The organism is Pseudomonas sp. SDO55104_S430 (assembly GCF_054070595.1).
Genome location: NZ_JBSVXG010000066.1, coordinates 1 through 23,871, shown reverse-complemented (window position 1 = coordinate 23,871; position 23,871 = coordinate 1). Strand labels below are relative to the sequence as shown.

The following is a 23,871-nucleotide window of genomic DNA, read 5'->3' as shown; positions in this document are numbered from 1 at the left end:
GCTCCTTGAGAGTGATGGCGATAGACCATAACGCTCTTACCAACCGACTTTTAAATTCGATTTATTCATAAGCTAAGCACCCGCGATGCCTGCTGTTGCCCCAGAAACAACGATTGCACAACTTGTCGATCAGCGAGCACCTATACCTGTAGGAGCGAGCACGCTCGCGATGGACGACAGGACACCGCGGGGCATCAGATACCCAGCGTTATCGTTGACGACCATCGCGAGCATGCTCGCTCCTACAGGTGTGGGGATGGAGGTGTTAATCGATGTGCGGACGCCTGTCGCAATACCGGGGCATTCACGATTTCGTGGCGGTTCTGAGCATCCCCGACGCGTTGATCAACCAAGTCGGCGACCAGCCTTTGGCCCGCTACAACGCCGCGCCCACCACGCAACTGGCCCTGCTGCATCTGGAAGACGACGGCCTGCATGCCGACTCACAACGCTGGGGTTGGCGACCCCATTGGGCCAAGGACCGCGCAGCGCCGATCAACGCACGGGTGGAGAAAGTCGCCCACGGTCCGTTCTTCCGGGCAATCTGGCCGCACCGCGCGATCTGCCCCGTCGACAACTGGTTCGAATGGGTCGACGCCGGGGACGGCACGCGCGAGCCCTGGTTGATCCGGCGGCGTGATCAAGGGCCAATTTTCTGTGCGGCGATCGGGCAGTTTCCGCATGGCGCTTCGGCGACGAAGGACGATGACGGCTTCGTCATCATCACTGCCGATAGCGCAGGCGGAATGCTGGACATTCACGACCGGCGACCGGTCGTGTTGTCGGCCGAACTGGCTCGAGAATGGCTGGACCCGGCCACGCCCAAAGAGCGCGCCGAACAAATGGTGCTTTTGCAGGGCGAGGAAAGTGATGTTTTCGAGTGGTACAGGGTCGCAAAAGCGGTGGGCAACAGCAGAAATCAGGGGGAGAAGTTGGTTGAAGCGATAATTTGACCTGTCAATATCGACATAATGAAAGTCAGATATAACGATCAATCCGGAAAAAACATTAAGAAGATTGTTTCAACTAATTAACACATTATACAAATGTACAATTTGAAGCATTACCGCTTGTCCGACAATCAGTTTGCGTTGATTACATTTTCAATGACTCCCGTTAGCATCTGCGCCGCATTTCCATTGGTACTCCCGTACTGACCAAAGAGTCAGGGATGATGGAAATCCCTTAAAACAAGCCCTTGCAGAGAACTAAATTGCGCGACGATTTTGTAATGACTCCGGTCGTGGGTCTGGCGTGCGTTTATCTTTCGCCGACAGAACACTACCAACTCGACTCTTTTATCGGGCAATACATAAGAACCCGAAACCTGCAATCACTTCCCGATATCGATAATCTGCTGAGTTCGACTCTGCAGAACTATCCGGGCAAGCCGCCGGTGATGGTCAATGAACTGAATGCCTGGATCGACAAGACCCTTGGTTATCGCGCTTCACATCCAGAGATTCTGTCGCTGGATGATTTTTAGCTGAAAACAATTGTGGGAGCGAGCCTGCTCGCGATGGCGGTGTATCAAGCAACGAACAGGTTGTCTGACACACTGCAATTGTCAGCAGGCTCGCTCCCGCATTTGCGACCGGGGCCAGTCTCAGGGTTTCAACGGAATTTCGATATCGCGATCCGACAGTTCTCTGCTGCGTTCATGCTTCCACGTCTGTTCTTCATGCTCCTGCTGCTCAATCTCTTCTTCCGACGGCTCATCCATATCGTCATCCGGGTTCGGACGCTTGGGTTCGTTGGCCATGTGCACCTCGCTAGCTGAAGGGATCACCCATCCATTCAAGCGTAGAACAGTTTCCCCTGCCCGGCTTACAGCCACGCCCGCAGCAAAAAGAAGAAGCCCATGCTCAACAGCATGCTGAGCAAGGTGTTGCGCGTGTAAAGCACCAGGCCTACGGCCACCAGCGAGCTGATCAGGTACGGGTTGTCCCAATGCAGATTCAATTGCTTCTCGGGCATGAACACGATCGGCCCGCAGATCGCGGTCAACATCCCCGGCACGGCGAAACCGAGAAACTGCCGCGCATTGCTGCTCAGGCGCACCGGCAGACGCGGTTCGAGAAACACATAGCGGTTGAGAAACACCAGCACGCCCATGCCGAAAATCACTGCCCAGACCATCATGTGCGCGCTCCCTGGAACTTGTTGCAGACAAACCCGGCGGTCATCCCCGCCAACCCCGACAACACCAGTGCCGAACCCCATTGCCAGTAGCTGAACAGCACCGAGCAGAACAGCGACACCGCGACGCAGACCACGGTCGGCACATTGCGCACCACCGGCGTGATCAGGGCGATGAAGGTGGCGGCGATGGAAAAATCCAGCCCCAGGTGTTCGAGCCCCGGAATGCTGCTGCCGAGCACGATGCCGGCCAGGGTGAACAGGTTCCAGGCGATGTAGAACGTCAGGCCCACGCCGAGGGCGTACCAGCGGTCGAACTGCTGTTTGTCGTGCTGGCTGGTCAGGGCGAACAACTCATCGGTGAGCAGAAAGCCCAGGCCCACGCGCCAACGTCCCGGCAACGGCGAGATCACCGAACGCATGCTCATCCCGTAGAGCAGATGCTGAGAGGTCAGCAGCAAGGTGGTCAGCAGGATCGAGAAGATGCCCGCCCCGCCCTTGAGCATGCCGATGGCCACCAGTTGCGCGGCGCCGGCGAACACGATGCTCGACAGACCCTGGCCTTGCAGCGGGGTGAGATTGGCCTCGATGGCCATGGAACCGGCCAGCAAACCCCAGGGCGCGGTGGCCAAAGACAGCGGTGTGATCGCCACGGCGCCGCGTAGAAACGCGGCACGAGGCACATGTGAATTGGACATAACGCTCTGCAACCAGGAGAAAGACCGCAGACTGTGCCAGCACTCGCGCTCTCTGGCTTGAACAATCTTGCGCACTGTTACCAATCGTTTCCGTTCATCGGCTGGCGGCTTGCTTCGGGCAGGGTAGTAGCAACATGATGGCGCTTTTTCCCCTCAAGGCGCCTGCCCTTCATGCATCCAGACGAGACCGACAGCGTTTACAAAACCCTGCTTGAATCGACCAAGGCCATTCCCTGGCGAATCGACTGGAAAACCATGACCTTCAGCTACATCGGGCCGCAGATCGAAAGCCTGCTGGGCTGGAAGCAGGACAGCTGGGTCGGCGTCAACGACTGGGTCGAGCGCATGCACCCGGACGATCGCGACTACGTGGTGGAGTTCTGCGTCTCGCAATCCCGCGCCGGGGTCGATCACGAAGCCGATTACCGGGCGCTGACCCACACCGGCGAATACGTATGGATTCGCGATGTGGTGCACGTGGTGCGCAAGGACGGCGAGGTCGAGGCGCTGGTGGGCTTCATGTTCGACATCAGCGAGCGCAAGAAAACCGAAGAGCACCTGGTGCGCCTGCAAAAGCAGCTCGAGGAATATTCCTTCCAGGACGGCCTGACCGGCATCGCCAACCGGCGCATGTTCGACACCGTGCTGGAGCGCGAATGGAGCAACGCCCAGCGCACGGGTACGCCGCTGTCGGCAATCGTTCTGGATATCGACTACTTCAAGCAGTACAACGACCATTACGGCCACATCAAGGGCGACGAATGCCTGCGCCAGGTGGCCAGCACCCTGTCGCGGGCGGCCAATCGACCACGGGATTTCATTGCCCGGATCGGCGGTGAAGAGTTCGTCTGGCTGCTGCCGGAAACCGATGCGGAATCGGCCAGGCTGGTGGCGCACAAGTGCCTGCACCTGGTTCGCCAGCAGCGCATCGCCCACGAATTTTCCGCGGTCGCGCCGCTGTTGAGCCTGAGCCTGGGCGTCGGCACCACCCACGCCACGCAGGACGCCACGGCGCTGGAATTCATCGAACAGGTCGACCAACTACTCTACAAAGCCAAGCGCAATGGAAGGATGCGCGCCGAACTGATGGATTTTCGTGACTGAGGCCTGACGCCTGCGGGGGTCGACATGCTTTACCGATTCGCCGCCGACGGGCTGGTGCTGCTTCATCTGGTGTTCATCCTGTTTGTTTTGTTCGGCGGGCTGCTGGTGCTCAAGTGGCGCCGCCTGATGTGGTGGCATCTGCCGGCTGCCGCCTGGGGCGTGGCGGTCGAAGCGCTGCACCTGCCCTGCCCGCTGACTCGCTGGGAAAACCTCATGCGCCGGGCTGCCGGGGAGCAAGGTTATGGTGCGGGTTTCATCGAGCACTATGTGTGGCCGGTGATTTACCCGGCCGGGCTGACACCGACGATTCAATTGTGGCTGGCCGGCGTGGTGCTGGTGGTCAATGCCGTGGTCTATCTTCGAGTGATCACGACCCGGCGTTGAAACGCGCCCTTGTTCCATCGTACGGACCCAATCCATGTTGTCGACCGAAGACCTCGCCCTGCTCGAAGCCATCCGCGAAACCGGCAGCCTGTCCCGCGCCGCGGTCCGGCTGGGCAAGGCGCCGTCGACGGTGTCCTACGCCGCGCGGCAGCTGGAGGAACGTTTCGACGCCTTGCTCTTCGACCGCCGCCGCTATCGCCTGCAACTGACCGCGGCCGGCGAGTTGCTGGTCAACGAAGCCTCGCGACTGATGGAAGACGTCTCGCGCCTGACCCAGCGCGTGCAGCAAGTGGCCAATGGCTGGGAAAGCCGTCTGTGGATCGTCACCGACGAATTGGTGGAGTTCGAAAACCTGGTGCCGCTGATCCAGGAATTCGATGCGCTGGGCTCCGGCGTGCCGCTGCGCATGACCCATGAAGTGCTCAAAGGCGTCTGGGAAGCCCTGCGCGAAGGCCGCGCCGATCTGGTCATCGGCGCCACCAACGAACCGCCGGCGATCCCGTCCCTGCGCTGGATGCAATTGGGAGAAATGGAGTGGGTATTCGCTGTCTCGCCCAAACACCCGCTAGCCAAGGCCAAGGAGCCGATTTCCCGGGCAACGGTCACGCAGCACCGGGCGATTGTCGTGGCCGATTCGGCGAGGACCAACGAAGGCCGTACCTATGGCGTCTCCGGCGGGCAACCGGTCATGGCAGTGTCGACCATGCGCGCGAAGATCCTCGCGCAATGCGCAGGCCTGGGTGTGGGCTGGCTGCCGCGGCATCGGGTCGATTCACTGCTCAAAAACGGCACGCTGGTCGAAAAACAGATGGCCGACCCGCGCGAACCGAACGTGCTGTACGCCGGTTGGCGCGGCGACCAGGACGGCCGCGCCTTGAACTGGTGGCTGGAAAAACTCAAGCAGCCCTCCCTCGCCAACCGGCTGGTACAGGGCATCGATCTGTTCGTCTGAACCTCAGTTGGCAATCACGCTCATGTTGCGTCCACTGGCCTTGGCCACGTACAACGCCTTGTCGGCGGCACCGATCAGTTCCTCGGTTGTGGTCTCGGACGCCGGATCGTAGCCACACACGCCGACGCTGACGGTAATCATGCCTTCCGGACTTTCATTGTGCTGCAAGCCGGCTGCCAGCACCGCGCGACGGATTTTCTCCGCCACCAGGAACGCTCCCACGTAGTCGGTGCCGGGCAACACCACGGAAAATTCCTCGCCGCCAAAACGTGCCGCCAGATCCCCGGGGCGCTTGATGTGATCGGTGATGATTGCCGCGATCTTGCGCAGACAGGCGTCACCCGCCAGATGGCCGTAGTGATCGTTGAATGCCTTGAAATGATCGACATCGATCATCAGCAGTGCCAGCCCCGTCTGGTTGCGCCGGGCGCGGCCGGTTTCCGCCTGGATGAATAGATCGAACTGACGGCGATTTGCTAGGCCGGTCAGCGCGTCCTCCAGCGCCAGCAGTTCGAGGTTGCGATTGAGTTCGAGGAGTTTTTCCTGGGAGCCGAGCAACTCGACCTGAATGCGGTTCTGCTGCTGCATCGACTTGATCAGGCGATACCCGAGCACGCCGAGGAATGCCAGCAGCACCGAGACGATCAGCGCACTGAGGATCGACTCCGTGCGCCAGCTGGCGAGGATTTCATCCTTGTTCAACGCCACGAAAACAATCAGCGGATAGCCGTCGACCCGACGATAGCCCACCACCCGCTCGACACCATCGAGAATCGACTTGACGGTGCCCGTGCCCGCGCTGGCCTGGGGCAGCAATTGGGTGAACAGTTGGCTCTTGGCCAGGCTGCTGCCGACGTCGGCTTCCTTGAAAGGGCGGCGCACGATAATGCTGGCATCGTCGGCGATCAGGTTGATCACGCCGTTATTGCCCATGTCGATGCTGTCGTAGAGCTGCAGGAAATGCGTGAGATAGAGGGTCGCCAGGGCCACGCCGGCAAAACTGCCGTCGGGATGATTGACCCGCCGCGACACGGTCATGATCCATTCGCCGCTGGAACGGCTTTTGATCGACGGGCCGATGTGCGGCCCGCGATCCGGATGGTCGCGGTGGTAAATGAAATATTCGCGGTCGGAATTGTTCGCCACGCCGACTTCGGCGCCATTGGAATTGGCGACCCACTTGCCGGTTTCGTCATACACGAACAGGCCGTGGAGCTGGCTCAGTTCGCTGCGCTGGGCGCTCATCAGACGCTGCAGTCGATCGAGTCGGTCGCCTTCGATGCCGTCGTTTTCCAGGCGATTGACCAGGGTGAAGAGCAAAGTATCGGCCTGTTTGATCGATGCCTGCGCCTGTGACGCCAGGGTCTGCGCGAGGTTAGACATTGCCACCTGCTTGTCATGCAGGTGGTACTGACGCGAGGTCCAGGACTGCCAAATGACGATCACCGCCATCGAAAGGCACACGGCGACCAGCAACGTCAGCACCGATTGCGCCTTCAGCCGGGCAATGCCGGGTCGATTCTTCTCGATTTGATCGTAGATAGCCGGATGCCCCATGACCCTCACTCCGTGATTTTTTTGTGACACGACAGGCTTCCTTGCTCAGTGCCCGTGATTTTCTGCTACAGCAGGTTAGACCGATGTCCGCTTCACCGCCTCCAGCCAGGCCGGATCGAGTCGCGTCTGTTGCGTGTCCAGGCCCAGCGCCTGCATCCGCGCTTCGTGTTGTTCCATTTCCCGACGCAATTGCCCTTGGTCGCTGGAGTTGCCGTCCAGTTCGTGCATCTGGCTCAACCCCAGATGATAGAAGCGCATCAGCTTCATCGCGCTCGGATCCTGCTTTTCAACGGCTGCCTTGAGGTGATGCATGACGTTGGTCACGCTCATCAGGCTGCGCTTGAGCTGCCAGTTGTAGACCGCCGCCGCCATCCATTCCTGGTTCCAGAACACCTTGCGCATCAGTGCCGCCATCAGCAGCACCGCGGCGAACACCCCGCCGATGTTGAAGCGCAGGTTATCCCCGCCAGGCTCTCCGAACACCGCCACCGCCGCGGTCGACAGCACCATCGCCAGCGCCAGGAAAATCAGGGCGATGATCAGCGTGCTGCGCCGGGTCTGTTTGCGATAGATCTCGGCATTCATCGGCTGGATTTCGAACATGACCTGGGGTTTCCTTCTACGGCAGGCAAAAAGTTTGCGGGCATTATCGCCTTTGCAAAGGATTTGGCTATGCTGGGGCTCCTTTTCATTTTTTCATCGTCAAATTGGGACATGGCGAGACCACGTAATCAGTGCCATCTTCTTTTATGGATACACACTATTCGGATGCCATTCGTTGTTTTCTTCAGGAATGACATCGTTTTAAGGATCTTTGAATGACCCAACGACAAGTAATCAACGCTTCGGTCAGCCCGAAAGGCAGCCTGGAAACACTCTCGCAACGGGAAGTCCAGCAACTGAGCGAAGCCGGATCCGGCAGCACTTACGACATCTTCCGCCAATGCGCCCTGGCCATCCTCAACACCGGCGCCCACGTCGATAACGCCAAAACCATCCTCGAAGCCTACAAAGACTTCGAAATCCGCATTCACCAACAAGACCGCGGCGTACGCCTGGAACTGCTGAACGCCCCCGCCGACGCCTTCGTCGATGGCGAAATGATCGCCAGCACCCGTGAAATGCTGTTCAGCGCCCTGCGCGACATCGTCTACACCGAAAACGAACTCGACAGTCAACGCATCGACCTGAGCACTTCCCAGGGCATCAGCGACTACGTCTTCCACCTGCTGCGCAACGCCCGCACCCTGCGCCCCGGCGTGGAGCCCAAGATCGTGGTGTGCTGGGGCGGCCACTCGATCAACACCGAAGAATACAAATACACCAAGAAAGTCGGCCACGAACTGGGCCTGCGCAGCCTGGACGTGTGCACCGGTTGCGGTCCCGGCGTGATGAAAGGCCCGATGAAAGGCGCCACCATCGCCCACGCCAAGCAGCGTATCCACGGCGGTCGCTACCTGGGCCTGACAGAACCGGGGATCATTGCCGCCGAGGCACCGAACCCGATCGTCAACGAACTGGTGATCCTGCCGGACATCGAAAAACGCCTGGAAGCCTTCGTTCGTGTCGGTCACGGCATCATCATCTTCCCGGGCGGCGCCGGCACCGCGGAAGAATTCCTCTACCTGCTCGGCATCCTGATGCACCCGGACAACGAAGGCCTGCCCTTCCCGGTCGTGCTCACCGGGCCGAAACACGCCGCGCCGTACCTTGAGCAACTGGACGCCTTCGTCGGCGCGACCCTGGGTGAAGCGGCCAAGCAGCATTACCAGATCATCATCGACGATCCGGCGGAAGTCGCCCGGCAGATGACCCAGGGCCTCAAGGCGGTCAAGCAGTTCCGTCGCGAGCGCAACGACGCGTTCCATTTCAACTGGCTGCTGAAGATTGACGAGGGCTTCCAGCGTCCATTCGACCCGACCCACGAAAACATGGCCAACCTCAAGCTCAGCCGCGACCTGCCGCCCCACGAACTGGCCGCCAACCTGCGCCGCGCGTTCTCCGGTATCGTCGCCGGCAACGTCAAGGACAAGGGCATCCGCCTGATCGAGGAGCACGGGCCATATCAGATCCGTGGTGACGCGGCGATCATGCAACCGCTGGATCAACTGCTCAAAGCCTTCGTCGCCCAGCACCGGATGAAACTGCCGGGTGGCGCGGCGTATGTGCCGTGTTATCGAGTGGTCGCCTGACCGCTTGCCACTCCCTGTAGGAGCGAGCTTGCTCGCGATGGACGTCAACGAAAACGCGGGAAGCCTGACACCCAGCGGCGTTTTCGAGTCCATCGCGAGCAAGCTCGCTCCTACAGGGTTGCGTCATCCGAATAATAAAGGGATCCACCGATGGACCACGTGAATCACATCCTGATCGTCGACGATGACCGCGAAATCCGCGAACTGGTCGGCAATTACCTGAAGAAGAACGGCCTGCGCACCACCGTGGTCGCCGACGGTCGGCAGATGCGCAGTTTCCTGGAAGCCAATCAGGTCGATCTGATCGTGCTGGACATCATGATGCCCGGCGACGATGGTCTGGTGCTCTGCCGCGAGTTGCGTTCGGGCAAGCACAAAGCCACGCCGATTCTGATGCTCACCGCCCGCGACGACGAGACCGACCGCATCCTCGGTCTGGAAATGGGCGCCGACGACTACCTGACCAAACCTTTCGCCGCCCGCGAACTGCTGGCGCGGATCAATGCCGTGCTGCGCCGCACGCGAATGTTGCCGCCCAATCTGCTGGTCACCGAAAGCGGCCGCATGCTGGCCTTCGGTCGCTGGCGCCTGGACACCACCGCCCGTCATCTGGTGGACGAAGACCAGACCATGGTGGCCCTCAGCGGCGCCGAATACCGCCTGCTGCGGGTGTTCCTCGATCACCCGCAACGGGTGCTGAGCCGCGATCAGTTGCTGAATCTGACCCAGGGCCGCGACGCCGATCTGTTTGATCGCTCCATCGACTTGCTGGTAAGCCGCTTGCGCCAACGCCTGAAGGACGACTCTCGGGAGGCGAGCTACATCAAGACCGTTCGCAGCGAAGGCTACGTGTTCTCCTTCCCCGTGGAGATGCTCGACGAACAGGCGTGAAGGGATTTGTATCACTGTGTATTGAAAGCCGCGACAGATACGCAACCGCCGATTTCACACCGTTCAAGCACACACCCGCGATACACCCGGGCGTTTAACTGTGACCACCAGCTAGCACGAGCTACTGACCACTCACACTTAAGCGCACGGAGAATCAACCATGTTCAACTTCTCGAAAGTTTCGTCCCTGGCCCTCGGTCTGGCATTGGTGGGCGGTCTCGGCCTGTCGACCCTGGCCTCGGCCAACACCACGGCTGTCGCACCGCAAAGCTCGGTCAAGGCCCTGCTGGCTTCGGACGGTTCGGATCGCCTGCAACAGAATCGCGTGGCGGAAGGCGGTGCCGATCGTTTGCAGGAACTGCGTGAGCGCGTGGCGGCCGATGGTTCTGACCGATTGATGGGAAATCGTGTGGCTGAGGGTGGCTCCGATCGACTGATCCAGAATCGCGTCGCCGAAGGCGGAGCCGAACGCCTGCAGGAATTGCGTGAACGCGGCGGTGTAGTCGTGGCGGAAAACCGCGCCGAGTTCGGCTCGAAATACCAGCGCTACTGATTAACGCAGTCCCCTCGGAGCTGCCGGAGGCTGCGATCTTTTGATTTGGATTTTCAGGATCAAAGAATCGCAGCCTCGTTTCACTCGTCAGCTCCTACAGGGTATGTGTTGGAGGGTTAGGTCGCACTTGACGCTGCATTGGATCCATGAACGATCATTATTCTCGATAACAACTATGCCCAAGGGTGTTTTTTCATCTCGGCGCTCCGGCCCTAAAGTGAACCCATCTTCTCACCACCCCCGGAGCAACATCATGAAAAGCATCATCGGTATCGGCTTCGCCCTTTCGGTCCTTGGCGCCACTTCGGCCATCGCCGCGCCACACGCCACTCAACAAGTCGTAGCAGCGACCACTGTCACTCAACCGGCCACGGTCAACGTGAACACTGTCGGCATCGACCATCAGGACAGCCAGAAAGCAAAACTCTACGTCGCGGAAAACCGCCCAGAGTTCGGCTCCAAGTACCAGCGTTATTGATCAACAGCCTTGGGCTGCTTGAAACAGAAAACCCCGGGCAGATCCGATCTACCCGGGGTTTTCTGTTTTGCCGATCCTGCAATATTCGTGTCGGACACAAATCTTGCGTTTAACCCAAACCCCTGTGGGAGCGTGGCTTGCCCGCGATGGTCGTCAACGATGACGCGGGAAGCCTGATTCCCCGCAGTGCTCCGTCCGCCATCGCGAGCATGCTCGCTCCTACAGTTGGTCCGTTGTAGCCAATCGAGCCGCCAGAGCCTTGGCCTGGCTGGCGACATCGGTGACGGCGGTACTTTCCCACCACATCCCGCGCAACGGCGGGCCCATGGCGAACAGCCTTGCGGCGGGCTGTCCATTGGCGCCCAGCACCGCGCCATCCACCTGTGCGGCAATCCCCAACGCCAACGGCCCCGGCTTGATCAAACCGCGTTCCAGCAACTGTTGGGGCAAGGGGCGCGCCACCCGGCGCCAGTCGTATTCGATACCGCTGGAATTGATCAGCGCCGCACCACTGACAACGCAGGTTTGCGCTTCACCCCGGCGACGAATGCGGATGCTCACTTCACCATTCAACGAGGGTTCAAGCCCCTTGAACGACGCCGCCTGAATCCGCAACCGCCCTTCCCCGTGCAACCGCGCCACCAGTTCCGCGCTCAGGGGCGGCGAACGGTGGTGATGACTCTCCCACCAAGGCCGTATATGCCTTACGAACTGCCGGCGTTGCACGTCGGTCGCCTGATTCCACAAACGCCCGATATTGGCCCGCACCGTGTCCAGTGGCGCCTGCCAGTCAATGCCCTGAGCGATGGCCTCACGACAATGCCGGCGCAGTTCGCGCACCAGTTGCCTTGGTGTGCGGATGCTGTGGTCCTCGGCGAGAAAGTCCGGCCAGGCCGGTGGTTGCCGCCGCACATGGGGCAGCAGACCATGGCGGGAGAACACCTCGATCGGCCCGCGATGCCCGGCCTGCTCCAGCGACACCACAGCGTCGACCATGGTCAGGCCCGAGCCGATGATCAGCACCGTCGACTGCGGATCGAGCTGGCGCATCGCAGCCACATCCCAGGGATCGAGCGCCGCTGCGTTCAGACCGCTGGATTCGGTTTGCGGCGTACGCGCGGCGGGGAACATTCCGGTCGCCAGCACCGCGAAAGCGCCCTGCAATCGCTGACCATCGCTCAAAGTCAGGCGCACGGAATCGGCATCGCTTTGCAGGTCCACCACCTCGGCCCGCACATGTTCCACGGTCGAGCCGTGCTGCGCGCCCACCGCCTGCGCCTCGGCCAGGCGCTGCTGAACGTACAGACCAAAAATCCCCCGGGGCGGGAACAGCTCGCTGATCGGCACATGCTGCTCATCCGACTCCGGCCAGCCGCCGGCGGCGATGTAGTCGGTCAACCATTGGGTCAGGTCATCGGCGTTATCCGGATCGACACTCATGCGCGCCGCATTACCGTTGAGCGTGTGGCCCAGTTCCACGGCGCTGTAGGCTTCGCCTCGACCGAGTTCGGCGCGTGGTTCGATCACCAGCACCTGCCGGCGACCCGGCAATCGCAGCAGTTGCGCCGCCAGCATCGCGCCACTGAGGCCGCCGCCAATGATCAGGATGTCTGCGTGACGGATGGGGTCGGTCGCCGATCCCTGTTGAATTTCACTCATGCCGTTTTCACCGATCTCAAATGGAGGTCATGTAAACCGCGAACAGACAGCAGTTCAAATCACCACATTACGCACAAATCGCACCGCCACTTCTCCCTCATTGCGATAGGAATGTGGCTGATTACTGGCAAACATGAAGAACTCGCCAGCATTTATGTGATGCGGCACATCGCCGACCATCAAGGTCAGGCAGCCTTCGAATACATAGAACTGCTCGCTCCAGCCATCGGCATCCGGCTCGGACGGGTAATGCTCCCCCGGCTCCAGGCGCCATTCCCACAGTTCGACTTCGCGGCTGGCGTTGGCCTTGGCCAGCAACACCGCCTTGCTGCCAGGAATCGTCCCGGCCCAGGCCAGTTCGTTGATGCGGCTGTGGTCGCGCACGTCGGGCGCCTGGATCAGATCGCTGAACGCCACGTCCAGCGCCTCTGCCACGCGATCGAGGGTGGTCAGGCTGACATTCTTTTCGCCGGCCTCGATGGCCACCAGCATGCGCCGGCTGACCCCCGATTTTTCCGCGAGGGCCGTCTGGCTCATGTCCGCGGCATGACGCAGGCGGCGAACGTTGTGGCTGACATGCTGCAGGACCGACGCCCGTTGAGAAGAATTTTTGTGCACTATATTGCTCACTTGGTGGTGCTGCGCAGTATACTGCCCAACTTCGGGCGCATTGTGCGTCCGCCTCAATTAGTGTGCAAGGTCATGACGTCGGCGAACTCCCCTCAAGCCTCCTCCCGTTTCCTGCGGCTCAGCAAGGCTGAGTGCGTGCTGGTATTGATCACCATGGTCTGGGGCGGGACCTTTTTGCTGGTCCAGCATGCCATGACCGTCAGCGGCCCGATGTTTTTTGTCGGCCTGCGCTTCGCGGCTGCGGCAATCATCGTCGCGCTGTTTTCCTGGCGCAGCCTGCGCGAACTGACCTTTTTCGAACTCAAGGCCGGATCCTTCATCGGCGTGGCGATCATGCTCGGCTACGGCTTGCAGACCGTTGGCTTGCAAAGCATCCCCAGCAGCCAGTCGGCGTTCATCACCGCGTTGTACGTGCCCTTCGTGCCATTGCTGCAATGGCTGGTGCTGGGTCGCCGTCCGGGGCTGATGCCGAGCATCGGGATCATGCTGGCGTTTACCGGCCTGATGCTGCTGTCGGGCCCAGCCGGAGCATCGTTCCATTTCAGCCCCGGTGAAATCGCCACACTGATCAGTGCCATCGCGATTGCCGCGGAGATCATCCTGATCAGCAACTTCGCCGGTCAGGTCGATGTGAAACGGGTGACTGTGGTGCAACTGGCTGTCACCTCGTTGCTGTCGTTCTTGCTGGTGGTGCCGACTCAGGAGCGCATCCCCGATTTCTCCTGGCTGCTGCTGTGCAGCGCCCTGGGCCTGGGCGTGGCGAGTGCGGCGATTCAGGTGGCGATGAACTGGGCGCAGAAGAGCGTCTCGCCGACTCGTGCAACATTGATCTACGCGGGCGAGCCGGTGTGGGCCGGCATCGTCGGGCGGATCGCCGGGGAGCGGCTGCCGGCGATTGCCCTAGTGGGTGCGGGGATGATTGTGGCGGCGGTGATCGTCAGTGAGTTGAAGACCAAGGGTAAGGCGGTTGTCGAGGTTGAAGAATCGCTGGAGAGCGAAAGCAACAATTAAATAGCAGAATCAAAAGATCGCAGCCTGCGGCAGCTCCTACACTGCCTACGCAGGCTGCGATTTTTTTTGGCCGGTTGTTTGAAACGCTGTGCAACAGGACTTTTCCGTCTACCTTGTAGGATTCTGCGACACCTTGGCGTTTGGTGATCGGGAAGCTGGCACGTATGATGCTTCACAAACTTCCGCAGATTAGAAGCCTATGTCCCTGATAGTTCTACTTCTTCTGCCTTTCTTGGGCAGCTGTGTGGCAGCCGTGCTGCCACACAATGCACGTAATGCCGAATCCCTCCTGGCTGGCCTGGTTGCCCTGATCGGTACTGTTCAGGTCGCTCTCCTTTATCCGCAGATCGCCCACGGCGGCGTGATCCGCGAGGAATTCTTCTGGCTGCCGAGCCTGGGCCTGAACTTCGTTCTGCGCATGGACGGCTTCGCCTGGCTGTTCTCGCTACTGGTGTTGGGCATTGGCACGCTGGTGTCGCTGTACGCGCGCTACTACATGTCGCCGAACGATCCGGTGCCGCGGTTCTTCGCGTTTTTCCTGGCGTTCATGGGCGCCATGCTCGGGCTGGTGATCTCCGGCAACCTGATCCAGATCGTGTTTTTCTGGGAGCTGACCAGCCTTTTCTCGTTCCTGTTGATCGGCTACTGGCACCACCGCGCCGACGCGCGACGCGGCGCTTACATGGCGCTGATGGTCACCGGCGCCGGTGGTTTGTGCCTGCTGGCAGGGGTCATGCTGCTCGGCCATGTGGTCGGCAGCTATGACCTGGACAAGGTCCTGGCCGCTGGCAATCTGATTCGTGCACATGCCCTGTATCCCATCCTGCTTCCCCTCATCCTCATCGGCGCCCTGAGCAAAAGCGCGCAATTCCCCTTCCACTTCTGGCTGCCTCACGCCATGGCCGCGCCGACGCCGGTCTCGGCGTATCTGCACTCGGCGACCATGGTCAAGGCTGGAGTTTTCCTGCTGGCGCGGCTGTGGCCGTCGCTGTCCGGCAGCGAAGAATGGTTCTACATCGTCAGCGGCGCCGGGGCCGCGACGCTTTTGCTGGGCGCGTACTGCGCGATGTTCCAGAACGATCTCAAGGGTCTGCTGGCCTACTCGACCATCAGCCACCTGGGCCTGATCACCCTGCTGCTCGGCCTCAACAGCCCTCTGGCAGCGGTGGCAGCGGTGTTCCACATCCTCAACCACGCCACTTTCAAGGCCTCGCTGTTCATGGCCGCGGGGATCATCGACCACGAAAGCGGTACCCGCGACATCCGCAAACTCAGCGGCCTGATCAAACTGATTCCTTTCACCGCGACCCTGGCCATGGTCGCCAGTGCCTCGATGGCCGGCGTACCGCTGCTCAACGGCTTCCTGTCCAAGGAAATGTTCTTCGCCGAAACCGTGTTCATCAACGCCTCGGCCTGGATCGAAACCACCCTGCCGATCGTGGCGACCATCGCCGGCACCTTCAGCGTCGCCTATTCCCTGCGGTTCACCGTCGACGTGTTCTTCGGCCCGACCGCCACCGACCTGCCCCATACACCCCACGAGCCGCCACGCTGGATGCGTGCGCCGGTGGAGCTGCTGGTCTTCACCTGCCTGGTGGTGGGGATTTTCCCCGCGCAGGTGGTCGGCCCGGTACTCGCAGCCGCTGCCCTGCCGGTAGTGGGCAGCACGCTCCCCGAATACAGTCTCGCCATCTGGCACGGCTTGAACGCGCCGATGATCATGAGCCTGATCGCCATGTCCGGCGGCATCGTGTTGTACCTGTTGCTGCGCAATCAGCTCAAGCTCGGGCGCTTCCGCTACCCGCCGCTGATTGGCCGGTTCAATGGCAAGCGCTTTTTCGAACGCGCGTTGGTAATCAAGATGCGCCTGGCCCGACGCCTCGAGCGGCGAATCAGCACCCGCCGCCTGCAAACCCAGCTGTTCCTGATGGTGCTCGCCGCCGTCCTGGCCGGCCTGATTCCGATGCTGCACAGCCACCTGAGCTGGGGCGACAGGCCGAAGATTCCGGGTTCGATCGTGTTCGTGACCCTCTGGCTGCTGGCGATCGCCTGCGCCCTGGGCGCCGCGTATCAGGCCAAGTATCACCGTCTCGCGGCACTGACCATGGTCAGCGTCTGCGGCCTGATGACCTGCGTCACTTTCGTCTGGTTCTCGGCGCCTGACCTGGCCCTGACTCAGTTGGTGGTCGAAGTGGTGACCACGGTGCTGATCCTGCTGGGCCTGCGCTGGCTACCGCGGCGGATCGAAGAAGTCTCGCCACTGCCCAGCAGCCTGCGCAAGGCCCGCATCCGCCGGATCCGCGACTTGTTGCTGTCGACCGCGGTCGGCGGCGGCATGGCGCTGCTGTCTTACGCGATGCTGACCCGGCAGACCCCCAACGACATTTCCTCCTTCTACCTGAGCCGCGCCCTGCCCGAGGGCGGCGGCAGCAACGTGGTCAACGTGATGCTGGTGGACTTCCGTGGCTTCGACACCCTTGGTGAAGTCACCGTGCTGGTGGCAGTTGCGCTGACTGTTTACGCGCTGCTGCGACGCTTCCGCCCGCCGAAGGAAAGCATGCAACTGCCGGCCCAGCAGCGCCTGCTCGCGCCGGATGTGGTCACCGATCTGGTCAACCCGCGTCACGCCAGCGATACCGCGCTGGGCTTCATGATGGTCCCGGCGGTGCTGGTGCGCCTGCTGCTGCCAATTGCCTTCGTGGTCTCGTTCTACCTGTTCATGCGCGGGCATAACCAGCCGGGCGGCGGTTTTGTCGCGGGGCTAGTGATGTCGGTGGCGTTCATCCTGCAATACATGGTCGCCGGCACCCAGTGGGTCGAGGCGCAGATGAGCCTGCGGCCGCTGCGCTGGATGAGCACCGGCCTGCTGTTCGCCACGGTCACCGGCCTTGGTGCCATGGCGGTCGGTTATCCGTTCCTGACCACCCATACCTGGCATTTCTCACTGCCACTGCTGGGTGACATTCACCTGGCCAGCGCGCTGTTCTTCGACGTTGGTGTGTATGCGGTCGTGGTCGGCTCGACCCTGCTGATCCTCACCGCCCTTGCCCACCAATCGGTTCGTGGTCACAAGACTGCGGCCCTGCCCAAACCCGTCGCCATCAAGGAGGCCGTCTGATGGAAGAAGTCATCGCAATCGCCATCGGCGTACTGGCCGCGTCCGGCGTCTGGCTGATTCTGCGTCCACGGACATTCCAGGTGGTCATGGGCCTGTGCCTGCTGTCCTATGGCGTCAACCTGTTCATCTTCAGCATGGGCAGCCTGTTCATCGGCAAGGAGCCGATCATCAAGGACGGCGTACCGCAGGACCTGCTGCACTACACCGACCCGCTGCCCCAGGCCCTGGTGCTGACCGCCATCGTCATCAGCTTCGCCATGACCGCGCTGTTCCTGGTGGTCCTGCTTGCCTCAAGGGGCCTGACCGGCACCGACCATGTGGATGGCCGGGAGCCTAAAGAATGAATGCAATGACGCACCTGATCGCGGCCCCGATCCTGCTGCCGCTGCTGACCGCCGCCATCATGATGATGCTCGGCGAAAAGCACCGTCCGCTCAAAGCCAAGATCAATCTGTTTTCCAGCCTGCTGGGGCTGGGTATCTCGGTATTGCTACTGCAATGGACACAAACCACCGGCGTACCCGGCTCCATCGGCGTCTACCTGCCGGGCAACTGGCAAGTGCCATTTGGCCTGGTGCTGGTGGTCGATCGCCTGTCGGCACTGATGCTGGTGCTGACCGGGATCATCGGCGTCAGCGCCCTGCTGTTCGCCATGGCGCGCTGGGACAAGGCCGGTTCGAGTTTCCACGCGCTGTTCCAGATTCAGCTGATGGGCCTGTATGGCGCGTTCCTGACGGCGGACCTGTTCAACCTGTTCGTGTTCTTCGAAGTGCTGCTGGCCGCGTCCTACGGCCTGATGCTGCACGGCTCGGGCCGGGCGCGGGTGTCGTCGGGGCTGCATTACATCTCGATCAACCTGCTGGCCTCGACCCTGTTCCTGATCGGCGCCGCGCTGATCTACGGCGTCACCGGCACTCTGAACATGGCCGACCTGGCGCTGAAGATCCCGCTGGTGGCGGAAGCCGATCGCGGCCTGCTGCATGCCGGCGCGGGGATTCTCGCTGTGGCGTTCCTGGCCAAGGCCGGAATGTGGCCGCTGAACTTCTGGCTGGTGCCGGCTTATTCGTCGGCGAGCGCGCCGGTGGCGGCGATGTTCGCGATCATGACCAAGGTCGGCGTCTATACCTTCCTGCGACTGTGGACTCTGCTGTTTTCCGGCCAGGCGGGGGCTTCCGCGTACTTCGGCGGCGACTGGCTGATCTACGGCGGCATGGCGACAATCGTCTGCGCGGCCGTGGCGATCCTCGCCGCGCAACGCCTGGAACGCATGGCCAGCCTGAGCATTCTGGTGTCGGCGGGGATTCTGCTGTCGGCCATCGGTTTCGCCCAACCCAATCTGATCGGCGCAGCGCTGTTTTATCTGGTCAGCTCGACTCTGGCACTGAGCGCCTTGTTCCTGCTGGCCGAGTTGATCGAGCGCTCCCGCTCGGCGAACGAAATGCCGCTGGAGGACGAAAATGAATTGCTGCCGCGACCGCTGGAATCCCTGCATCCGGCCAAGGGCGTCAACCTCGACGACGAGCAGAAAGCGGTGGTCGGCCAGGTGATTCCCTGGACCATGGCGTTCCTCGGCCTCGGCTTCATTGCCTGCACCCTGCTGATCGTCGGCATGCCGCCGCTCTCGGGATTCATCGGCAAACTTGGTTTGCTCAACGCCCTGCTCAACCCTCTCGGCTTAGGCGGTGACGCGCCGATCTCGAATGCCGCGTGGGGTTTGCTGGCGCTGCTGATCATCTCTGGCCTGACCTCGCTGGTCGCCTTTTCCCGCATGGGCATCCAGCGTTTCTGGACGCCGCTGGAACGCCCGTCACCGGTGCTGCGTCGCCTTGAATGCGTGCCGATCTTCGTCCTGCTGGGCCTGAGCATCGCCCTGACCTTCAAGGCCGAACCGCTGCTGCGCTACACCCAGGCCGCCGCCGATGCCTTGAACAATCCGGAGCAATACGTGATGGCCGTGCTCGGCACCCGGGCGGTTCCAGGTCCCGAGGCCAAAGCGGCGCTGCTGGAGGTGCAACCATGAAGCGCCTGTTTCCCGCTCCCTGGCTCTCGCTCGCATTGTGGGTGTTGTGGCTGGTCCTGAACCTGTCGATCAGCCCTGGCAACCTGCTGCTGGGCGCCATTTTGGGCTTCGTCGCGCCGCTGATGATGCGCAAGTTGCGCCCCCTGCCGATCCGCATCCGTCGCCCATGGGTGATCCTGCGCCTGTTCCTGGTGGTTGGCCGTGACGTGCTGGCATCCAACCTCGCCGTGGCCTGGAGCGTGCTCAACGCCGGCCGCCGCCCGCCGCGCTCGCGCTTCGTCAAGGTGCCGCTGGACCTGCGCGATGCCAACGGCCTGGCAACCCTGTCGATGATCTGCACCGTGGTCCCCGGCACGGTCTGGTCGGAACTGGCGCTGGACCGCAGCATCCTGCTGCTGCACGTCTTCGACCTGGAAGACGACGAAGCGCCGCTCATCGAGCACTTCAAGGCGACGTACGAGCGCCCGTTGATGGAGATTTTCGAATGAGCGCCCTGCTGTCGAATGCGATTCTGTTGAGCCTGTTCCTGTTTTCCGTGGCGATGATCCTGACCCTGATCCGCCTGTTCAAAGGCCCATCGGCCCAGGACCGGGTCCTGGCGCTGGACTACCTGTACATCGTCGCCATGCTGATGATGCTGACCCTGGGTATTCGCTACGCCAGTGATACCTACTTCGAAGCGGCGCTGCTGATCGCGCTGTTCGGCTTCGTCGGCTCCTTTGCCCTGGCCAAATTCCTCCTGCGTGGCGAGGTGATCGAATGACCGTTGAACTCCCGTTGTGGGTGGAAGTTGCCGTGGCGATCCTGCTGGTGCTCAGCAGCCTGTTCGCACTGATCGGCGCGATTGGCCTGGTGCGGATGAAGGATTATTTCCAACGCATGCACCCGCCCGCCCTGGCCTCGACATTGGGGGCGTGGTGCGTGGCGTTGGCGTCGATCATCTACTTCTCGGCGCTCAAGTCCGCGCCGGTGCTGCATGCGTGGCTGATTCCGATTCTGCTGGCGATCACCGTGCCGGTGACCACGCTGCTGCTGGCGCGGGCGGCGTTGTTCCGCAAGCGCATGGCCGGGGATGATGTGCCGGCCGAAGTCAGCAGCCGAACGCAAAACCTGTAACTGCAACTGTAGGAGCGAGCTTGCTCGCGATGGTAGACGAAACACCGCGGGGTATCAGGCAGCCAGCGTCATCGTTGACGACCATCGCGGGCAAGCCACGCTCCCACGGGTATGCGGGGCATCTGGTGCCCCGCGTTATCGTTGATGACCATCGCGAGCGTGCTCGCTCCTGCAGGGAGTGGGTCAGGCCCAGGCCACTGCAAGCAACCCCGCCCCCAACATCACGCACAACGGTGAATAGATCCAGGTATCCCACAGGGCAAACCTGGAGTCTTTCACCTGTTTGAAGAACCCCACCAACTCCGAATCGCCGATGGCCCGGGCGAACAGCAGGATCGCGATCGCGCTGATCAGCCATTGCAGTGACCAATGCCCGATCACCGGCACCCACCAGCCGACCCGCAAACACACCAGCAGCGCGATCATCAGCAGAGCGGCGGCGACCACCAGGGTGATCCAGCCTCGGGGCTTGAAGGCCGGTTGCAGACGGACGCTGCCTTCGACCGGGACCTGGGGGACGGCAGCTACCGTTGCCCATTCGCCACCCAGTCCCCAATACACGTGTACCAAACTGATCACTGCAAACATCGTCACCAGCCATTGAGCCAACGCAAAGGTCATGGTTGAAGATCCCTGAAAGAGATTTGGACAGAATCATCCTAGTCGGCATTTTTTGTCGTGCACGACCGGTCGGCGGAGGAGTAAAGTGCCGCCCCATGAAATTCTCCCGCTCCGATCGCTCACTGCTGGCCTGGACGCTCTACTGCTGCGTTCTGTTCAATGTGTTCGCCTGCAGCATCGGTCACGGGCAGATGGTCGGAATGCAGCTCAACGGCATCGGCGGACAGTTCTGTACCGTCGACCCGGCGACCCAGACTCCGGTTTCGAGCCAATCTTCCGACGATCAATTGCCGACGCTGTCCAAGGCGTTCGGCTGTCCGTTGTGCTCCAGCGGCGGCATGGGCCCGGCGTTCAACTCCAGCCTGACCCTGGCGATTCTCCCCGAGCAACACAGCCCTCCATTGGCGCCGATTGCCAACGCCGACCTCCCTGCCCGCTTCACCTGGCCCTCGGCCAATCCGCGCGCGCCGCCGCTCGCCTGAATCTCTTGCCTTAATCGACCAGCTCACTTCGCCAACGCGAGGCGTTCGCGCGTGCGCTGCTTTGCAATCAAGCATTCAGGATTTATCGATGAAACACGTTCCTTTGCTGGCGAGCCTGTTCGGCTGCCTGTCCGTTAGCGCTTGGGCGCAATCCACCGTCGACCTCGCGCCGATCACTATCGATGGCGAGCAAGACGCCGAACCGGGTCTCGACCTTGATCAATCCAGCGGCATGGCCTCGCGCCTGGGTCTGAGCGTGCGGGATACCCCGGCCTCGGTGGCCATCGCCAACCGCAATGACATCGAGCGCCACGGCGCCCAGAACTTCCAGGACGCCGCCAACACCCTGCCCGGGGTCAACGCCAGCGCACCGCCGGGCTTCGGCGGTTTCGTCTCCTACCGCGGTTTCACCAGCAGCCAGATCACCCAGATGTTCAACGGCGTCAATGTCTCCGGCGGTCTCGCACGGCCGGTGGATGCATGGATCTATGACCGGGTGGAGCTGGTCGGCGGACCGTCTTCGTTGATCAATGGCGCCGGCTCCGTGGGCGGTTCGCTGAACTACGTGACCAAGCTGGCAACCCGTGACGAGCAGGCGCTGGAAGGCCGTGTCAGCTACGGCACCTACGACACCACCGAGACCGCGTTCGGTGTCAATCACGCCTTGAGCGAGGCCGGCGCCGACGTGCAGCACTACGCCCGTCTCGACGTCAGCCACAACACCGGTAACGGTTACATCGACCGCCAGGAGCGCGATGCCTGGAGTGTCGCGTTCTCCCTGCTCAGCGACCTCACGCCCGACCTGTCCCACACCCTGGCCCTGGAATATCAGGACGAGCACGAGGACAGTCCCTACTGGGGCACCCCGGTGCTGAATCCCAAGGCGGGCGAGCTGAAGATCGACAAGCACAACCGCTTCAAAAACTACAACGTCGAGGATGGCCGCTACGAGCAGCGTACGATCTGGGTGCGCTCGATCATCGACTACCGGATCAACGACAGCACCACCCTGCGCAACATGCTTTACCACCTCGACAGTCAGCGCGATTACCGCAACCTGGAGACCTATCAGTACAACGCCGACAACTCGGCGGTGAATCGCTCCACGGCGTATCAGGTGCGGCATCAGGGTGAGCAGAACGGCAACCAGTTCGAGCTGCGCCACGACACCGAAATGCTGGGACTGGCGACCACCTGGTCCGGCGGTTTCGAGTACAAGGTCAACCAGACAACCAACTCGCCGCTGAACGTCAAAGGCGCCAGCACGGTCGATCCGAACAACTACCAGCCGGGGCACTTCTACGACATTCCAGGGACGCAGCAAGGTTATGTCAGCGACAAGACCAACGAAGTCACCACCAAGGCGCTGTTCGTTGAAAACCGCCTCGCGCTCACCGACAAACTCTCGCTGCTCACCGGCCTGCGCTATGACGACATCGACCTGGACGTGACCAACCATCGCGTCGTGACCGCGAACAACCCGCGACACCTCAAGCGCAGCTGGGAACCGGTGACCGGGCGAGCCGGCCTGACCTATCAAGTCCTGCCGTCAGCCAATGTCTACGTGCAATACAGCACCGCCGCCGAGCAGCCCATCGGCACCCAGGACTTCGATGTGTCCACGGGCAAGCAGTGGGAGATCGGCAGCAAGTTCGATTATCTGGACGGGCGCGGTTCAGCGACGGTGGCGGCGTACACCATCGAGCGCAAGGACTTTGCGGTGACCGATCCGCTGGATCCGACCTTGAGCATTCCGGTGGGGCAGCAGACCTCAAAGGGTGTGGAGGTGGCCAGCTCGCTGCGTGTCACGGATCGGCTACTGGTGGAGGGCAACTTCGCCTGGGTGGACGCGCAATACGATGAATTCACAGAGAAGAATGCGGCAGGCCAGGTGGTTTCGCGCAAGGGCAATACGCCGACCAACGTGCCGGACCGGGTCGGCAATCTGTGGCTGACTTATGATTTTTCGCCGCAATGGCAAGGCGGAGTGGATGCGCGTTACGTGGCGTCGGTGTATGCCGACAGCGCCAACACCATGACCGTGCCGTCGTACACGCTGTTCGGTTCATTCCTCAGCTACAAGGTGGATCGGCACACCACCATCACCGGGCGAGTGCGCAACCTGACGAATGAGGTGTATGCCGAGTTTGCGCATGTTTCGCCGGCGTACTACCTGGGGACGCCGCGCACGTTCGAGTTGGCCGTTCAGACGCGGTTTTAAAAGCTTCGCGGGCAAGCCTCGCTCCTACAGGGCTGATCGAAACCC

At 61.5% G+C, this 23,871-nt stretch carries 26 protein-coding genes; 18 read left to right on the top strand and 8 right to left on the bottom strand.

Annotated features, from left to right (window positions below):
- Window positions 1-272: 272 nt before the first annotated feature.
- Both ACW9JE_RS14155 and ACW9JE_RS14150 read left to right on the top strand, forming a co-directional pair.
- Entirely contained in the window at window positions 273-953 is a 681-nt protein-coding gene (locus ACW9JE_RS14155; protein ID WP_224536738.1) for an SOS response-associated peptidase, read from the top strand.
- A 260-nt stretch (window positions 954-1,213) separates the two neighbouring features.
- A complete protein-coding gene (locus tag ACW9JE_RS14150) occupies window positions 1,214-1,486 on the top strand; it encodes a hypothetical protein (protein ID WP_224536739.1) in 273 nt (90 codons plus the stop codon).
- 120 nt (window positions 1,487-1,606) lie between these two features.
- On the opposite strand, the gene ACW9JE_RS14145 is transcribed toward ACW9JE_RS14150, so the two are convergent.
- From ACW9JE_RS14145 to ACW9JE_RS14135, 3 genes are all read right to left on the bottom strand, one after another.
- The gene (locus tag ACW9JE_RS14145; protein ID WP_224536741.1) at window positions 1,607-1,762 is read right to left on the bottom strand and encodes a hypothetical protein; all 156 of its coding nucleotides are present in this window, start codon (window positions 1,760-1,762) and stop codon (window positions 1,607-1,609) included.
- Window positions 1,763-1,827: 65 nt separating this feature from the next.
- Window positions 1,828-2,139 carry an AzlD domain-containing protein gene (locus ACW9JE_RS14140; RefSeq protein WP_224536781.1) on the bottom strand — a complete coding sequence of 104 codons (312 nt, stop codon included), beginning with the start codon at window positions 2,137-2,139 and terminating at the stop codon, window positions 1,828-1,830.
- Complete coding sequence (locus ACW9JE_RS14135) at window positions 2,139-2,837, bottom strand: AzlC family ABC transporter permease (RefSeq protein WP_224536742.1); 699 nt, start codon at window positions 2,835-2,837, stop codon at window positions 2,139-2,141. The genes ACW9JE_RS14140 and ACW9JE_RS14135 overlap by 1 nt, the downstream gene beginning before the upstream one ends.
- Window positions 2,838-3,008: 171 nt before the next feature.
- Here ACW9JE_RS14135 and ACW9JE_RS14130 point away from each other — a divergent pair, with 171 nt between their 5' ends.
- The 3 genes from ACW9JE_RS14130 to ACW9JE_RS14120 are packed head-to-tail and all read left to right on the top strand — an operon-like array spanning window position 3,009 to window position 5,277.
- Window positions 3,009-3,941, top strand: coding sequence for a sensor domain-containing diguanylate cyclase (locus ACW9JE_RS14130; RefSeq protein WP_224536744.1), 933 nt, complete (start codon window positions 3,009-3,011; stop codon window positions 3,939-3,941).
- A 24-nt stretch (window positions 3,942-3,965) separates the two neighbouring features.
- Window positions 3,966-4,325 carry a DUF2784 domain-containing protein gene (locus tag ACW9JE_RS14125; RefSeq protein ID WP_224536745.1) on the top strand — a complete coding sequence of 120 codons (360 nt, stop codon included), beginning with the start codon at window positions 3,966-3,968 and terminating at the stop codon, window positions 4,323-4,325.
- Between the two features lie 34 nt (window positions 4,326-4,359).
- On the top strand, window positions 4,360-5,277 hold the full coding sequence (locus ACW9JE_RS14120; protein WP_457433078.1) for a LysR family transcriptional regulator: 918 nt from the start codon (window positions 4,360-4,362) through the stop codon (window positions 5,275-5,277).
- 3 nt (window positions 5,278-5,280) lie between these two features.
- Here the strand turns inward: ACW9JE_RS14120 and ACW9JE_RS14115 are convergent, their stop codons facing one another.
- A complete protein-coding gene (locus tag ACW9JE_RS14115; RefSeq protein WP_457433077.1) occupies window positions 5,281-6,834 on the bottom strand; it encodes a sensor domain-containing diguanylate cyclase in 1,554 nt (517 codons plus the stop codon).
- 75 nt (window positions 6,835-6,909) lie between these two features.
- Complete coding sequence (locus ACW9JE_RS14110; RefSeq protein ID WP_224536749.1) at window positions 6,910-7,437, bottom strand: DUF3087 family protein; 528 nt, start codon at window positions 7,435-7,437, stop codon at window positions 6,910-6,912.
- A gap of 215 nt (window positions 7,438-7,652) precedes the next feature.
- Between ACW9JE_RS14110 and ppnN the strand changes: the two genes are divergently transcribed.
- The 4 genes from ppnN (at window position 7,653) to ACW9JE_RS14090 (ending at window position 10,948) form a co-directional block, all read left to right on the top strand.
- Window positions 7,653-9,026 (top strand): nucleotide 5'-monophosphate nucleosidase PpnN, encoded by a 1,374-nt coding sequence (gene ppnN, locus ACW9JE_RS14105; RefSeq protein ID WP_175378966.1) that lies wholly within the window; start codon window positions 7,653-7,655, stop codon window positions 9,024-9,026.
- Between the two features lie 150 nt (window positions 9,027-9,176).
- Entirely contained in the window at window positions 9,177-9,917 is a 741-nt protein-coding gene (locus tag ACW9JE_RS14100; protein WP_224536751.1) for a response regulator, read from the top strand.
- A 160-nt stretch (window positions 9,918-10,077) separates the two neighbouring features.
- On the top strand, window positions 10,078-10,470 hold the full coding sequence (locus ACW9JE_RS14095; RefSeq protein ID WP_224536752.1) for a hypothetical protein: 393 nt from the start codon (window positions 10,078-10,080) through the stop codon (window positions 10,468-10,470).
- A 253-nt stretch (window positions 10,471-10,723) separates the two neighbouring features.
- The gene (locus ACW9JE_RS14090; protein ID WP_224536754.1) at window positions 10,724-10,948 is read left to right on the top strand and encodes a hypothetical protein; all 225 of its coding nucleotides are present in this window, start codon (window positions 10,724-10,726) and stop codon (window positions 10,946-10,948) included.
- 219 nt (window positions 10,949-11,167) lie between these two features.
- Here ACW9JE_RS14090 and ACW9JE_RS14085 read toward each other — a convergent pair whose 3' ends face one another.
- Both ACW9JE_RS14085 and ACW9JE_RS14080 read right to left on the bottom strand, forming a co-directional pair.
- Window positions 11,168-12,607 (bottom strand): FAD/NAD(P)-binding protein, encoded by a 1,440-nt coding sequence (locus ACW9JE_RS14085; protein ID WP_457433076.1) that lies wholly within the window; start codon window positions 12,605-12,607, stop codon window positions 11,168-11,170.
- 54 nt (window positions 12,608-12,661) lie between these two features.
- Complete coding sequence (locus ACW9JE_RS14080) at window positions 12,662-13,225, bottom strand: helix-turn-helix domain-containing protein (protein ID WP_457433075.1); 564 nt, start codon at window positions 13,223-13,225, stop codon at window positions 12,662-12,664.
- Between ACW9JE_RS14080 and ACW9JE_RS14075 the strand changes: the two genes are divergently transcribed.
- The 7 genes from ACW9JE_RS14075 to ACW9JE_RS14045 all read left to right on the top strand — a co-directional run bounded on the left by ACW9JE_RS14075 (window position 13,184) and on the right by ACW9JE_RS14045 (window position 20,502).
- Window positions 13,184-14,248, top strand: coding sequence for a DMT family transporter (locus ACW9JE_RS14075; RefSeq protein WP_457433074.1), 1,065 nt, complete (start codon window positions 13,184-13,186; stop codon window positions 14,246-14,248). The genes ACW9JE_RS14080 and ACW9JE_RS14075 overlap by 42 nt on opposite strands.
- A gap of 199 nt (window positions 14,249-14,447) precedes the next feature.
- A complete protein-coding gene (locus ACW9JE_RS14070) occupies window positions 14,448-17,366 on the top strand; it encodes a monovalent cation/H+ antiporter subunit A (protein WP_457433073.1) in 2,919 nt (972 codons plus the stop codon).
- Entirely contained in the window at window positions 17,366-17,710 is a 345-nt protein-coding gene (locus ACW9JE_RS14065; RefSeq protein WP_007986256.1) for a Na+/H+ antiporter subunit C, read from the top strand. The genes ACW9JE_RS14070 and ACW9JE_RS14065 overlap by 1 nt, the downstream gene beginning before the upstream one ends.
- On the top strand, window positions 17,707-19,386 hold the full coding sequence (locus ACW9JE_RS14060) for a monovalent cation/H+ antiporter subunit D (protein ID WP_224536764.1): 1,680 nt from the start codon (window positions 17,707-17,709) through the stop codon (window positions 19,384-19,386). Before ACW9JE_RS14065 ends, ACW9JE_RS14060 begins: the two co-directional genes overlap by 4 nt.
- The gene (locus ACW9JE_RS14055; RefSeq protein WP_457433072.1) at window positions 19,383-19,874 is read left to right on the top strand and encodes a Na+/H+ antiporter subunit E; all 492 of its coding nucleotides are present in this window, start codon (window positions 19,383-19,385) and stop codon (window positions 19,872-19,874) included. The genes ACW9JE_RS14060 and ACW9JE_RS14055 overlap by 4 nt, the downstream gene beginning before the upstream one ends.
- The gene (locus ACW9JE_RS14050) at window positions 19,871-20,149 is read left to right on the top strand and encodes a K+/H+ antiporter subunit F (RefSeq protein ID WP_075949011.1); all 279 of its coding nucleotides are present in this window, start codon (window positions 19,871-19,873) and stop codon (window positions 20,147-20,149) included. The genes ACW9JE_RS14055 and ACW9JE_RS14050 overlap by 4 nt, the downstream gene beginning before the upstream one ends.
- Window positions 20,146-20,502: a Na+/H+ antiporter subunit G gene (locus ACW9JE_RS14045; protein WP_457433071.1), complete on the top strand. Its 357-nt coding sequence runs from the start codon at window positions 20,146-20,148 to the stop codon at window positions 20,500-20,502. Before ACW9JE_RS14050 ends, ACW9JE_RS14045 begins: the two co-directional genes overlap by 4 nt.
- A 183-nt stretch (window positions 20,503-20,685) precedes the next feature.
- Here ACW9JE_RS14045 and ACW9JE_RS14040 read toward each other — a convergent pair whose 3' ends face one another.
- Window positions 20,686-21,123, bottom strand: coding sequence for a DUF3995 domain-containing protein (locus ACW9JE_RS14040; RefSeq protein ID WP_224536770.1), 438 nt, complete (start codon window positions 21,121-21,123; stop codon window positions 20,686-20,688).
- Window positions 21,124-21,218: 95 nt separating this feature from the next.
- Here ACW9JE_RS14040 and ACW9JE_RS14035 point away from each other — a divergent pair, with 95 nt between their 5' ends.
- Together ACW9JE_RS14035 and ACW9JE_RS14030 are read left to right on the top strand one after the other, a co-directional pair.
- Window positions 21,219-21,605: a DUF2946 domain-containing protein gene (locus ACW9JE_RS14035; RefSeq protein ID WP_224536773.1), complete on the top strand. Its 387-nt coding sequence runs from the start codon at window positions 21,219-21,221 to the stop codon at window positions 21,603-21,605.
- Between the two features lie 88 nt (window positions 21,606-21,693).
- Entirely contained in the window at window positions 21,694-23,826 is a 2,133-nt protein-coding gene (locus ACW9JE_RS14030; protein WP_457433070.1) for a TonB-dependent receptor, read from the top strand.
- The last annotated feature ends 45 nt before the right edge of the window (window positions 23,827-23,871 follow it).